This window comes from Escherichia sp. MAL-1, assembly GCF_052948035.1.
In genome coordinates this window covers 2612799-2627753 of sequence record NZ_CM129609.1, presented here as the reverse complement: position 1 = coordinate 2627753, position 14955 = coordinate 2612799, and the positions used below count along the sequence as shown (strand labels likewise).

General features: G+C 48.5%; 7 protein-coding genes and 1 pseudogene. All 8 read left to right on the top strand.

Annotation, left to right across the window (positions count from 1 at the left end):
• The first annotated feature begins 44 nt into the window (after positions 1-44).
• Positions 45-742, top strand: a protein-coding gene (locus tag ACU8XX_RS12980; RefSeq protein WP_103215986.1) for an IS1-like element IS1A family transposase whose coding sequence is annotated in 2 segments (ribosomal slippage) — positions 45-294 and positions 294-742 — 699 coding nt in all. Because the reading frame shifts where the segments join, the coding sequence is not laid out codon by codon here.
• Positions 739-6756, top strand: coding sequence for a BigA/YdbA N-terminal beta-barrel domain-containing protein (locus ACU8XX_RS12975; protein ID WP_240765520.1), 6018 nt, complete (start codon positions 739-741; stop codon positions 6754-6756). Before ACU8XX_RS12980 ends, ACU8XX_RS12975 begins: the two co-directional genes overlap by 4 nt.
• Before the next feature lie 207 nt (positions 6757-6963).
• A complete protein-coding gene (gene pdxI, locus ACU8XX_RS12970; protein ID WP_000097802.1) occupies positions 6964-7824 on the top strand; it encodes a pyridoxine 4-dehydrogenase in 861 nt (286 codons plus the stop codon).
• Positions 7825-7887: 63 nt separating this feature from the next.
• Positions 7888-10240 (top strand): annotated as a pseudogene (locus ACU8XX_RS12965) (DUF2773 domain-containing bactofilin).
• A 126-nt stretch (positions 10241-10366) separates the two neighbouring features.
• The gene (locus tag ACU8XX_RS12960) at positions 10367-10972 is read left to right on the top strand and encodes a CDP-alcohol phosphatidyltransferase family protein (RefSeq protein WP_032169950.1); all 606 of its coding nucleotides are present in this window, start codon (positions 10367-10369) and stop codon (positions 10970-10972) included.
• Positions 10972-11868 (top strand): phosphatidate cytidylyltransferase, encoded by an 897-nt coding sequence (locus tag ACU8XX_RS12955; protein ID WP_000890941.1) that lies wholly within the window; start codon positions 10972-10974, stop codon positions 11866-11868. Before ACU8XX_RS12960 ends, ACU8XX_RS12955 begins: the two co-directional genes overlap by 1 nt.
• A 15-nt stretch (positions 11869-11883) precedes the next feature.
• Positions 11884-13641, top strand: a complete 1758-nt coding sequence (locus tag ACU8XX_RS12950; RefSeq protein ID WP_112034116.1) for a bifunctional alpha/beta hydrolase/class I SAM-dependent methyltransferase — start codon at positions 11884-11886, stop codon at positions 13639-13641.
• A complete protein-coding gene (locus ACU8XX_RS12945) occupies positions 13631-14947 on the top strand; it encodes a phosphatase PAP2/dual specificity phosphatase family protein (RefSeq protein WP_162689857.1) in 1317 nt (438 codons plus the stop codon). The genes ACU8XX_RS12950 and ACU8XX_RS12945 overlap by 11 nt, the downstream gene beginning before the upstream one ends.
• Positions 14948-14955: the final 8 nt, after the last annotated feature.

Here is a 14955-nt window from a genome sequence, read left to right as displayed (position 1 = left end):
CAACTTACTGATTTAGTGTATGATGGTGTTTTTGAGGTGCTCCAGTGGCTTCTGTTTCTATCAGCTGTCCCTCCTGTTCAGCTACTGACGGGGTGGTGCGTAACGGCAAAAGCACCGCCGGACATCAGCGCTATCTCTGCTCTCACTGCCGTAAAACATGGCAACTGCAGTTCACTTACACCGCTTCTCAACCCGGTACGCACCAGAAAATCATTGATATGGCCATGAATGGCGTTGGATGCCGGGCAACAGCCCGCATTATGGGCGTTGGCCTCAACACGATTTTACGTCACTTAAAAAACTCAGGCCGCAGTCGGTAACCTCGCGCATACAGCCGGGCAGTGACGTCATCGTCTGCGCGGAAATGGACGAACAGTGGGGCTATGTCGGGGCTAAATCGCGCCAGCGCTGGCTGTTTTACGCGTATGACAGGCTCCGGAAGACGGTTGTTGCGCACGTATTCGGTGAACGCACTATGGCGACGCTGGGGCGTCTTATGAGCCTGCTGTCACCCTTTGACGTGGTGATATGGATGACGGATGGCTGGCCGCTGTATGAATCCCGCCTGAAGGGAAAGCTGCACGTAATCAGCAAGCGATATACGCAGCGAATTGAGCGGCATAACCTGAATCTGAGGCAGCACCTGGCACGGCTGGGACGGAAGTCGCTGTCGTTCTCAAAATCGGTGGAGCTGCATGACAAAGTCATCGGGCATTATCTGAACATAAAACACTATCAATAAGTTGGAGTCATTACCCTGGCGGAGATGAGATAATACCGGACGATCCGGATGATACGCCTACACCTCCCAAACCGGTTTCGTTTAATAATGACGTTATTCTCGATAAAACAGAAAAAACGTTAACTATTCGCGATTCAGTTTTTACTTATACCGAGAATGCTGACGGGACTATATCTCTGCAAGATAGCAATGGTCGTAAGGCAACGATTAATCTTTGGCAGATTGATGAAGCGAATAACACTGTTGCCCTTGAAGGGGTGAGCGCAGATGGCGCAACGAAGTGGCAATATAATCACAACGGTGAGCTTGTTATTACGGGTGATAATGCCACAGTAAACAACAATGGCAAAACCACCGTTGACGGTAAAGATTCCACCGGTACGGAAATCAACGGTAATAACGGGAAAGTGATTCAGGACGGCGATCTGGATGTCAGCGGCGGCGGTCACGGTATTGATATCACCGGCGACAGCGCGACGGTGGATAACAAGGGCACCATGACCGTCACCGATCCGGAGTCCATGGGTATCCAGATTGACGGCGACAAGGCGGTTGTTAATAACGAAGGCGAGAGCACCATCACCAACGGTGGCACCGGCACACAGATTAACGGTGACGACGCCACAGCAAACAACAACGGCAAAACCATCGTTGACGGCAAGGATTCCACCGGTACGGAAATCAACGGTAATAACGGGAAAGTGATTCAGGACGGCGATCTGGATGTCAGCGGCGGTGGTCACGGGATTGATATCACCGGCGACAGCGCGACGGTGGATAACAAGGGCACCATGACCGTCACCGATCCGGAGTCCATGGGTATCCAGATCGACGGTGACAAGGCCATCGTCAATAACGAAGGCGAGAGCACCATCACCAACGGTGGCACCGGCACCCAGATTAATGGTGATGACGCCACGGCAAACAACAACGGCAAAACCACCGTTGACGGCAAGGATTCCACCGGTACGGAAATCAACGGTAATAACGGAAAAGTTATTCAGGACGGCGATCTGGATGTCAGCGGCGGCGGTCACGGTATTGATATCACCGGCGACAGCGCAACGGTGGATAACAAGGGCACCATGACCGTCACCGATCCGGAGTCCATCGGTATCCAGGTTGACGGCGACCAGGCGGTTGTTAACAACGAAGGCGAGAGCGCCATCACCAACGGTGGCACCGGCACGCAGATTAACGGTGATGACGCCACGGCAAACAACAACGGCAAAACCACCGTTGACGGCAAGGATTCCACCGGTACGGAAATTGCTGGCAATAACGGGAAGGTGATTCAGGACGGCGATCTGGATGTCAGCGGCGGCGGTCACGGTATTGATATCACCGGCGACAGCGCAACGGTGGATAACAAGGGCACCATGACCGTCACCGATCCGGAGTCCATCGGTATCCAGATTGACGGCGACCAGGCCATCGTCAATAACGAAGGCGAGAGCACTATCACCAATGGCGGCACCGGCACTCAGATCAACGGTAACGACGCCACCGCGAATAACAGTGGAAAAACCACTGTTGATGGAAAAGATTCCACGGGTACCAAAATCGCGGGCAATATCGGCATTGTAAATCTGGATGGTAGCCTGACTGTTACAGGCGGTGCGCATGGTGTTGAGAACATTGGTGACAACGGCACGGTTAACAACAAAGGAGATATTGTTGTTTCCGATACTGGATCGATTGGCGTGCTCATCAACGGTGAGGGGGCAACAGTATCCAATACGGGTGATGTTAACGTTAGCAATGAAGCGACAGGGTTCAGCATCACAACCAACAGTGGGAAGGTTTCGCTGGCAGGCAGTATGCAGGTTGGCGATTTCTCGACCGGGGTAGATCTTAATGGCAACAATAACAGCGTGACGCTGGCAGCAAAAGATCTAAAAGTGGTCGGGCAGAAAGCGACGGGCATAAACGTTTCTGGCGATGCGAATACAGTGAATATCACTGGTAACGTTCTGGTTGATAAGGATAAAACCGCAGACAATGCGGCGGAATATTTCTTCGATCCATCCGTGGGTATCAACGTTTACGGCAGTGATAATAACGTGACGCTGGATGGAAAGTTAACTGTTGTATCAGACAGTGAGGTTACTTCTCGTCAGAGTAATTTATTTGATGGCAGCGCAGAGAAAACGTCAGGTCTGGTTGTGATTGGCGATGGCAATACCGTTAATATGAATGGTGGACTTGAACTGATTGGAGAGAAAAACGCGCTTGCAGATGGGTCGCAGGTTGCTTCCTTGCGCACAGGATATAGTTATACCAGCGTTATTGTCGTTAGTGGTGAGTCGTCGGTATATCTGAATGGAGATACGACAATCAGCGGAGAATTCCCTCTGGGGTTTGCCGGGGTTATTCGGGTACAGGATAAAGCTTTGCTGGAAATTGGCAGTGGCGCTACGCTAACAATGCAGGATATTGACAGTTTTGAACATCATGGGACAAGAACCCCAGAACTTACTTATGCTGATTCCGGTGCGAAAATTGTTAATAAAGGTACTGTTGAAATTCAGAATTTAGGTTTTGCTTTTGTTACTGGTGAAAATACAACAGGTATAAATAGTGGCACGATCTCGTTATTACAAAATGGTAAAGATCCGGCACCGTCTCCCATTGTTTTACTGGCTACTAACGGAGGGAGCGCCACTAATGCAGGTACGATCACAGGTAAAGTGACGGAACAACATAGCGTATTTAACAAGTATTCAACGGGCACATCGAATTCATTTATTTTTAATAACGATGTCAGTAGCATAACAGGGTTAGTCGCTCAATCGAATAGCACAATTATCAATACTGACAGCGGCATCATTGATTTGTATGGTCGTGGTAGTGTCGGCATGCTTGCTATAGCAGATTCAACAGCAGAAAATCAGGGTAAAATTACACTGGATTCTATGTGGGTACATGCAAATGACACTACCGCAATGCGAGATATAGCTAGCAACAGCGCCATTGACTTCGGTACAGGTGTGGGAGTTGGTACTGATAGTTATAGTGGTGCAGGGAAAAATGCAACAGCAATTAACCAATTGGGCGGTGTTATAACTATTTATAACGCCGGCGCAGGTATGGCGGCCTATGGCGCCAGCAATACAGTTATTAACCAGGGGACGATTAACCTCGAAAAAAATGGTAATTATGACGATAGTCTGGCAGCAAATACTCTGGTAGGGATGGCTGTTTATGAGCATGGTACTGCTATCAACGACCAGACGGGTGTTATCAATATCAATGTTGGTACTGGTCAGGCGTTTTATAACGATGGCACAGGAACAATTGTTAACTATGGTACAATCTGCACTTTCGGCGTGTGCCAATCGGGGAATGAGTACAATAATACAGATGATTTCACCTCACTGATCTATACCGGTGGCGATACGATTACACGAAGCGGAGAAACTGTAACGCTAAATAAATCTGCTGCTGTGACTGATAAGCTGGCTGGGAATGTTGTTAATAGCGGAACGCTTTCCGGTGATCAAATTACGGTATCAAGCGGTCTTCTGGAAAATACCAGCGGTGGCATCATCAATAACTTAGTAAAACTTGACAAGGGTGCCGTCATTAAAAATGCCGGGGTGATGACGAATAACGTCGATGTTAGCGGTGGAATCCTCAATAATGCCGGAGAAATGACTGCGCAAATTACCATGAATGCTGGTGCTGATAGTTCGTTAGTGAACAACACCGGAACCATCAATAAAATCGTGCAGAACGCGGGGGTATTCAATAATAGTGGCAGTGTAACAGGGCGGATGATGTCGGCTGGCGGGGTCTTTAATAATCAAACTGACGGGGCGATTATGAGAGGTGCTGCGCTGACAGGTACTGCAGTGGCAAATAACGAAGGAACCTGGAACCTCGGAAGTAGTAGTGAGGGTAACAACACCGGGATGCTGGAAGTTAATAATAATTCAGCTTTCAATAACCGCGGCGAGTTTATTCTTGATAACGACAAGAATGCTGTGCACATCAACCAGTCCGGTACGCTTTATAATACCGGTCACATGAACATCAGTAATTCTTCCCACAACGGAGCCGTTAATATGTGGGGCGGAAATGGTCGTTTTATCAATGACGGAACGATTGATGTTTCTGCGAAGTCACTGGTAGTCAGCGCTAATAATGCCGGCGATCAGAATGCCTTCTTCTGGAACCAGGATAACGGGGTCATCAACTTCGATCACGACAGCGCCAGTGCCGTGAAAGTCACCCACAGCAACTTTATTGCCCAGAATGACGGCATCATGAACATCAGCGGCACCGGTGCTGTGGCTATGGAAGGTGATAAGAACGCGCAGCTGGTTAACAATGGCACCATCAACCTCGGTACCGCAGGCACTACTGACACGGGTATGATCGGTATGCAACTCGATGCCAACGCCACGGCGGATGCGGTAATCGAAAACAACGGCACCATCAATATCTTCGCCAATGACTCGTTTGCATTTAGCGTACTGGGTACAGTAGGTCATGTGGTTAACAACGGCACGGTGGTGATTGCCGATGGGGTTACGGGTTCTGGACTGATCAAGCAGGGCGACAGCATCAATGTTGAAGGTATGAACGGTAACAACGGTAATAGCAGCGAAGTGCATTATGGCGACTATACGTTGCCGGATGTGCCGAAGCCCAATACGGTTAGTGTAACGTCGGGAAGTGATGAGGCTGGTGGCAGCATGAACAACCTCAACGGCTATGTCGTCGGTACCAACGTTAACGGCAGCGCCGGGAAGCTGAAGGTTAACAATGCCAGCATGAACGGCGTGGAGATTAACACGGGCTTTACCGCTGGTACGGCAGACACCACTGTGAGTTTTGATAACGTAGTGGAAGGTAGCAACCTGACCGACGCTGACGCCATCACCTCAACGTCCGTGGTATGGACTGCCAAAGGCAGCACCGATGCCAGCGGTAACGTTGACGTCACCATGAGCAAAAATGCCTACACCGATGTGGCAACAGATGCCTCGGTGAATGACATCGCGAAAGCACTGGATGCGGGTTACACCAACAACGAACTGTTTACCAGCCTGAACGTCGGCACGACTGCTGAACTGAACAGTGCTCTGAAACAGGTCAGCGGTAGCCAGGCGACCACGGTATTCCGCGAAGCGCGCGTGTTAAGCAACCGCTTTAGTATGCTGGCAGATGCCGCGCCGAAAGTGGGTAACGGTCTGGCGTTCAACGTTGTCGCGAAAGGCGATCCGCGTGCCGAGTTAGGTAATAATACCGAATACGACATGCTGGCATTGCGTAAAACTATCGACCTGAGCGAAAGCCAGACGATGAGTCTGGAGTACGGTATCGCTCGTCTCGATGGTGATGGTGCGCAGAAAGCGGGTGATAATGGCGTTACAGGCGGTTATAGCCAGTTTTTTGGCCTGAAACATCAGATGTCGTTCGATAACGGCATGAACTGGAATAACGCCTTGCGTTACGACGTTCACAACCTTGACAGCAGCCGCTCGATTGCATTTGGCAACACGAACAAAACGGCTGATACCGACGTGAAACAGCAGTACCTGGAGTTCCGCAGCGAAGGGGCGAAGACTTTCGAACCGAGCGAAGGACTGAAGGTTACGCCATATGCGGGTGTAAAACTGCGTCACACACTGGAAGGTGGCTATCAGGAGCGCAATGCCGGAGACTTTAACCTGAATATGAACAGTGGCAGCGAAACGGCGGTGGACAGCATCGTCGGGCTGAAACTGGACTACGCAGGTAAAGACGGCTGGAGCGCTAGCGCTACGCTGGAAGGCGGGCCGAACCTGAGCTACGCGAAGAGCCAGCGTACGGCAAGCCTGGCAGGCGCAGGCAGTCAGCACTTTAACGTCGATGACGGTCAGAAGGGCGGCGGCATCAATAGCCTGACAAGCGTCGGCGTGAAGTACAGCAGCAAAGAAAGTTCGCTGAATCTGGATGCGTACAACTGGAAAGAGGATGGCATCAGCGATAAAGGCGTGATGCTGAACTTCAAGAAAACGTTCTAATTTTTAGCATGTGATCCCTAAACCGCAACGCTGATACAGGTTGCGGTTTTTTTATTGCCGGATGTGGTACGTGACGCGTTTTGTTTTGTGTCTTTCAGGACAATAGAGCAACTCATCCAGTAATCTTGTTTACACCTTCGCATTATTTATCTCTTTTCGTTTCTATACTGATTTTTCTTAATCCGTTTTATTACAGGGCAGGGTGCGATGAGCAGCAATACATTTACTCTCGGTACAAAATCCGTTAACCGTCTTGGTTATGGCGCGATGCAACTGGCAGGTCCTGGAGTTTTTGGCCCCCCACGAGATCGCCACGTCGCTATAACCGTGCTGCGTGAGGCGCTGGCATTGGGCGTCAATCATATTGATACCAGCGACTTTTATGGTCCGCACGTCACCAATCAGATTATCCGCGAAGCGCTTTATCCTTACTCTGACGACCTGACAATTGTCACTAAAATTGGTGCGCGGCGTGGAGAGGACGCATCCTGGTTGCCCGCATTTTCTCCGGCAGAGCTGCAAAAAGCGGTGCACGATAATCTACGTAATCTCGGGCTGGACGTGCTGGATGTGGTTAACCTGCGCGTTATGATGGGGGATGGTCATGGCCCAGCGGAAGGATCGATTGAGGCCAGCCTGACCGTGCTGGCAGAGATGCAACAACAAGGCCTGGTAAAACATATTGGCCTGAGCAACGTCACACCGACGCAGGTTGCAGAGGCGCGCAAGATTGCCGAAATTGTCTGTGTGCAAAACGAATACAACATCGCGCACCGTGCTGATGATGCAATGATTGATGCTTTGGCCCACGATGGCATTGCCTACGTGCCGTTCTTCCCGCTCGGGGGCTTTACACCGCTGCAATCGTCCACACTTTCCGATGTTGCTGCGAGCCTGGGTGCAACACCAATGCAGGTGGCGCTGGCGTGGCTGTTACAGCGTTCACCGAATATTTTGCTGATCCCAGGGACGTCTTCGGTTGCGCATTTACGGGAGAATATGGCTGCTGAAAAATTGCAACTTTCTGAGGAAGTGTTGTCTACGTTGGATGGTATTTCGCGAGAATAACGAATATACAAAAGGGAAAGATGCATTTCCCTTTTGTTTCTTTTTTAATGGCATGGAGTGCATATGTTTAAGGCCAGGATTTGCGGCTGGATAGGTTTACTTCCCCTGTTTATGCTGAGTCTTCCAGTACAGGCGGAACTTCGATGTGTTGCAAATGCAGTTGATATTGAACAATTTTTTTCTGCGGCTACCGCTGAAGATAAACAACAAGTTGAACAAGCTATCAACAGTAGCGTGAATCTTGTCCCCTTCGGTTTATCTGCATCGGACTGGAAAGTGCATCGTGGCGATTTAGTGGTAGAAGGTAATATAGAGAGTAATCAAAAATTGATTGTTCTTGGCAATTTGACAGTCAAAGGAAATATTTCCACTTTCTCTCTTTCTAATCCATGGGTTATTCTCGGTAACGTGACGGCAACGAATATAGTTACGGATTCACCACTGTTAATTACCGGTTCGATAAATGCAAGTGGACTGGTATTTATCGACTCATATTACGATAATCCGTCTACGATTAAGGGGAGTATTAATGCGCGTGGGATATTTATCAATGACATAATTGCACCTGTTGTTGCGTCTTCGACAAATAGTGAATTCATGGTCCGTGCGAGTGACAAAAATGACACTGAAAATGTCAAAAAAGCGCTGATGATAATAAATCCTGATGCATATTATTGGGGTCTAATAAATGATGAAGATGCTCTGAAAGAAATTTTTAAGCGAAGCAATATTCGCATGGCAGGGAATGTCTGTAATCAGATGAAAAAAGAAGCGCTGTTTCGCCCTAAGCCTTCTCCTGAGTTAGTGCAGGAATTGCAAATGCTGGATGAAGGCAACGTTGCTGCATTTGAAGGACGAGATATTGCGACATTTGATCTTGCCATAATCCGAACTCTCCCAAGGCTTAAAGGAATTTCAGCTAACCTACGCAAACAACTTATTAATAGCAATGATGAACAAACGATTGAAAGTATGGCGAGATATATGCCTGACAATGAGATTCTGGAGTTGACCGATCAGCAATTGGGTTACCAGCCTGTTGTTCTGGGGTTGCTCGACCGTGAACCGCTCTCTGTCGAAATAATGACGCGAATGAGTCGTCTACCTGATGGTGTCGGTCCGTTGAATCTTGCGCTACGTGAAAATCTCCCTCTGGATATCGTAATGACTCTGGCGAAAAGAGATTGGGATATGATCATTCAGGAGCTTTATAAAGATGCGTGGTTATTGCCTGAATCCATTATTGATGGCTATATCCGCAGTGATGATTCCTCTATTCGTCAGGTCGGTGCTGGAGGACAACTCACCTACAATCAGGCAATGCAGTTGGCGAACGATTCATCAAACAATGTTGTCACAAGCTTAGCGTTCAAGCTGGCAGAGATGAAACACCATGGTCAATTATTGCGGATGACGCCACAAGAGAGTGACAAAGTTGCAGCCTATTTATACCAAAAATTCGAGAATGACGATGATCTAATACGTGTGTTATTTTTAGCATTGCCAGATAACTTACAGTTTAATTTTGTTAAAAGGATGGAGAAAAAATCCCCTGCCTACTTTTGCTGTCGGGATATGCAGGTAATTCACTCTGACGCTGCTCTACAACGGTTATTGACACGTTTCAACGATCCTGAGGGGTGGAGTAATCTGGCGAAAAATCAGTATCTGAGCACGTCGATGAAACAAAAAATTTGGCAACGTGCTTTATCGCATCGGAAAAATAATCCGAAAGCAGATTCAGCTGCGTATGAAACCAGCGCTGATATGATTTTGTCTGAGCTTATCAGCCACGGTGAAGTTGATGATCAGATGCTATTAAATGCCACAGCCCTGATACGTTTGGAAGACTGGGACTTTTTAGAGAGTGCATTAGTTAGTTGGGATAATTTACCCGCTGTTGTCCTCAAGGAATTACAGCAAAATACGCCACGCAATGATATTTGGGCGAAGTTTTTTCTGAGGCAGGAAAACAGCTCCCGTGCGCAGGTTGATGAAGCATTACGCGTCTATTATTGCACTCGACCCCGATGCGTTAGCACAACTGGATGTACTGGCAAAACAACCGGATCGTATATGGTGGAGTACACTGGCGAAAAGCAATCTCACATTTTTCAAGTTCGGCGCACTTAACAACCGCCACACACCGCCTGCAGTACTGGCGGCAGAAATTGATCCCGAGTGGTGGATTGTGGCGATGAATAATCCCCGTTTTCCAGTTGATGTATTAAAGGCGAGGCTGAAACGTGATCCTTTGCTGGCGTTAGAGCTTGTTAACCCTGAACTGGATTTAGTCCGCCAGCTGGCGCTTAACGGTAAGACGCGCGCAATACGGGAACAAGCGATGAGAAAACTTGATGAGTTGTATTTGATCCACAACGTAATATTTCTTAACCCTTTGATTAATTGGGGATAATTATTCCTGACAGTGAGTCCCCAATACCTTGATATATTCTGAATTTTTAATGAAGCGGCGTGTTGCGATATCTCCGTCAGGGGAATTGATGCACCATAGCGCAAACCGAATTATCAAGGATTGATAATGACGCTCTACCAGATAAAACCGCTCTTTCAGTCGCTGTTAAGGCCGACGATGTTTTGGCTTTACAAGCACCACGTTACAGCGAATCACATCACTCTTGCTGCACTGGCGCTTTCTCTTCTTACCGGATTGCTGTTGATGTTGGTGGCACAACCCATTCTCTTTATGCTATTGCCCATCGTGCTTTTTATCCGTATGGCGCTCAATGCGCTGGATGGCATGTTGGCGCGTGAGTGCAATCAGCAAACACGGCTTGGGGCAATTTTGAATGAGACTGGTGATGTTATTTCCGATATTGCGCTCTATTTAACATTTTTATTTTTACCGGAAAGTAACGCATCACTCGTGATACTCATGTTATTTTGCACCATATTGACCGAGTTTTGCGGTTTACTCGCGCAGACGATTAACGGTGTTCGCAGTTATGCCGGTCCATTTGGCAAAAGCAATCGCGCGTTAATATTTGGTCTGTGGGGTCTGGCCGTTGCCATTTATCCACAGTGGATGCAGTGGAATAATCTTTTATGGAGCATTGCTTCAATTCTGCTTCTCTGGACTGCGATTAATCGTTGTCGGAGTGTGCTTCTTATGAGCGCTGAAATATAATGCTGGAAAAATCTCTGGCAACACTTTTCGCGTTGTTAATTTTAGCAACGCTGATAAACCGTTTTCTGCTATGGCGGTTACCGGAGAGAAAAGGGGGTGAGGTTACATTACGTATTCGTACCTGGTGGGGCATCGTCATTTGTTTTTCAATGGTGATTTCAGGTCCACGCTGGATGACGTTGACGTTTTTTGCGCTGATAAGTTTTCTGGCATTGAAAGAATATTGTACGCTTATATCTGTACATTTTCCGCGTTGGTTATATTGGGGTATTCCTCTTAACTATTTGCTTATCGGTTTTAATTGCTTTGAGCTGTTTCTGTTATTTATACCTTTGGCTGGGTTTCTGATATTAGCCACCGGGCAAGTTTTAGTGGGTGACCCCTCTGGTTTTCTGCATACCGTGAGCGCCATTTTTTGGGGCTGGATAATGACCGTTTTCGCCTTGAGTCATGCCGCCTGGTTATTAATGTTGCCAACCACAAATATCCAGGGCGGGGCGTTACTGGTGTTATTTCTTTTGGCATTAACCGAGTCAAACGATATTGCACAGTATTTATGGGGAAAATCCTGCGGCAGAAGAAAAGTGGTCCCTAAAGTCAGCCCGGGAAAAACATTGGAAGGTCTGATGGGCGGCGTCATCACCATCATGATTGCGTCACTGATTATCGGACCGTTACTGACACCGCTAAATACATTACAGGCATTATTAGCGGGTTTGTTAATTGGTATTAGTGGTTTTTGCGGCGATGTCGTGATGTCAGCCATCAAACGAGATATTGGTGTTAAAGATAGCGGAAAACTATTGCCAGGACATGGCGGACTCCTTGACAGGATTGACTCATTAATTTTCACCGCTCCGGTATTTTTTTATTTTATACGCTACTGCTGTTACTGAAGGAAAATAGAGAAAATGGAAAATTCACGCATCCCTGGGGAACATTTTTTTACCACCAGTGATAATACAGCGTTGTTTTATCGGCACTGGCCCGCTTTACAGCCCGGGGCGAAAAAGGTCATCGTCTTATTTCATCGCGGGCATGAACATTCTGGTCGTCTACAACATCTCGTTGATGAACTGGCGATGCCAGATACTGCTTTTTATGCCTGGGATGCCCGAGGGCATGGAAAAAGTTCGGGGCCGCGTGGTTATAGCCCATCTCTTGCGCGTTCAGTGCGGGATGTCGATGAATTTGTCCGTTTTGCTGCCAGCGACAGCCAGGTTGGACTGGAAGAGGTGGTAGTGATCGCGCAAAGCGTCGGCGCAGTGCTGGTTGCCACATGGATTCATGATTATGCACCTGCAATTCGCGGGCTGGTGCTGGCTTCTCCGGCCTTTAAGGTTAAATTGTATGTGCCGCTGGCACGTCCTGCGCTGGCGTTATGGCATCGTCTGCGTGGTCTGTTTTTTATTAATTCCTATGTGAAAGGACGCTATTTGACCCACGATCGGCAACGGGGGGCGAGTTTCAATAATGATCCGCTGATCACACGGGCGATTGTCGTTAATATCTTGCTCGATCTCTACAAAACGTCTGAACGTATTATTAGAGATGCGGCGGCGATTACGCTCCCCACGCAACTTCTGATATCAGGCGATGACTATGTGGTGCATCGCCAACCGCAGATTGATTTTTATCAGAGATTACGTAGCCCTCTGAAAGAGCTGCATCTGCTGCCAGGCTTTTATCACGACACGTTGGGTGAAGAGAACAGGGCGCTGGCATTTGAAAAAATGCAAAGCTTTATTAGTCGTTTATATGCTAACAAATCGCAAAAATTTGATTATCAGCATGAAGACTGCACAGGACCATCAGCGGATCGATGGCGGCTACTTTCTGGTGGACCCGTGCCATTATCGCCGGTTGATTTAGCGTATCGCTTTATGCGAAAGGCGATGAAATTGTTCGGGACGCACTCTTCGGGCCTGCATCTCGGAATGAGCACCGGCTTTGATTCAGGCAGTTCGCTGGATTATGTCTATCAAAATCAACCGCAAGGTAGTAACGCATTCGGGCGCTTAATCGACAAAATCTACCTGAACAGTGTTGGCTGGCGCGGTATTCGCCAGCGCAAAACCCATTTACAAATACTGATTAAACAAGCCGTTGCCGATCTCCACGCCAAAGGTTTAGCCGTCCGCGTGGTTGACATTGCCGCAGGGCATGGGCGCTATGTACTGGATGCACTGGCAAACGAGCCTGCCGTAAGCGATATTTTATTACGTGATTACAGTGAGTTAAATGTTGCACAGGGGCAAGAGATGATTGCCCAACGGGGAATGTCTGGGCGGGTGCGTTTTGAACAGGGCGATGCGTTTAACCCGGAGGAACTCAGCGCGTTAACTCCGCGGCCTACGCTGGCGATTGTCTCTGGACTGTATGAGCTGTTTCCCGAAAATGAGCAGGTAAAAAACTCACTCGCAGGTCTTGCCAATGCCATCGAACCGGGCGGCATTCTCATCTACACCGGGCAGCCGTGGCACCCTCAACTGGAGATGATTGCCGGGGTGTTAACCAGTCATAAAGATGGTAAACCGTGGGTAATGCGCGTGCGTTCGCAAGGGGAGATGGATTCACTCGTGCGTGATGCCGGATTTGATAAATGCACACAACGGATTGATGAGTGGGGTATTTTTACGGTTTCGATGGCGGTGCGTCGTGATAACTGAACGTCGGAACGTATTGCTACAAGGCGCTGGCTGGTTATTGTTGCTGGCCCCGTTTTTCTTCTTCACCTATGGATCTCTTAATCAGTTCACCGCGGTTCAGGACCTTAACAGCCATGATATTCCCAGTCAGGTATTCGGTTGGGAAACGGCGATCCCTTTTCTTCCCTGGACTATTGTTCCTTACTGGAGTCTGGATCTTTTATATGGATTTTCGCTGTTCGTTTGTAGCACGACATTCGAACAGCGCCGACTTGTCCACCGGCTTATTCTGGCAACGGTAATGGCCTGCTGCGGTTTTTTTCTCTACCCGCTGAAGTTTAGTTTTATCCTTCCTGAAGTGAGTGGGGTGACAGGATGGCTATTTTCGCAACTTGAACTGTTTGATCTGCCTTATAACCAGTCTCCTTCGCTGCATATTATTCTCTGCTGGCTACTTTGGCGTCACTTTCGTCAGCATCTGGCTGTGAGGTGGCGTAAAGTCTGCGGCGGATGGTTTTTACTCATCGCCATTTCGACGCTGACGACCTGGCAGCATCATTTTATTGATGTCATCACGGGGCTGGCGGTAGGTATGTTAATTGACTGGATGGTGCCCGTCGACCGTCGTTGGAATTATCAGAAACCTGATCAACGTCGAATCAAAATAGCACTGCCATATGTCGTAGGCGCGGGCTCGTGCATTGTGTTGATGGAGCTAATGATAATGCTTCAGTTATGGTGGTCAGTCTGGTTATGTTGGCCAGTATTATCGCTATTCATCATTGGCCGTGGGTACGGTGGGCTTGGCGCGATAACAACAGGGAAAGATAGTCAGGGGAAACTCCCGCCCGCCGTTTACTGGCTGACATTGCCCTGGCGTATCGGGATGTGGCTGTCTATGCGTTGGTCTTGTCTTCGCCTGGAGCCGGTGAGCAAAATTACTGCTGGTGTTTATTTAGGGGCGTTTCCACGACATATTCCGGCACAGAATGCGGTTCTGGACGTCACCTTTGAATTCCCTCGCGGACGAGCCACAAAAGATCGACTCTATTTTTGTGTACCGATGCTGGATCTGGTGGTTCCGGAAGAGGGGGAGCTCCGACAGGCCGTGGCGATGCTGGAAACATTACGCGAAGAGCAAGGCAGCGTTCTGGTCCATTGTGCATTGGGATTATCGCGCAGTGCGCTGGTGGTGGCGGCATGGTTGTTATGTTACGGACACTGTAAAACCGTTAATGAAGCGATTAGCTATATTCGAGCCAGACGCCCGCAGATTGTGCTGACAGACGAGCACAAAGCGATGCTGAGATTATGGGAAAACAGGTAAGTGGATTG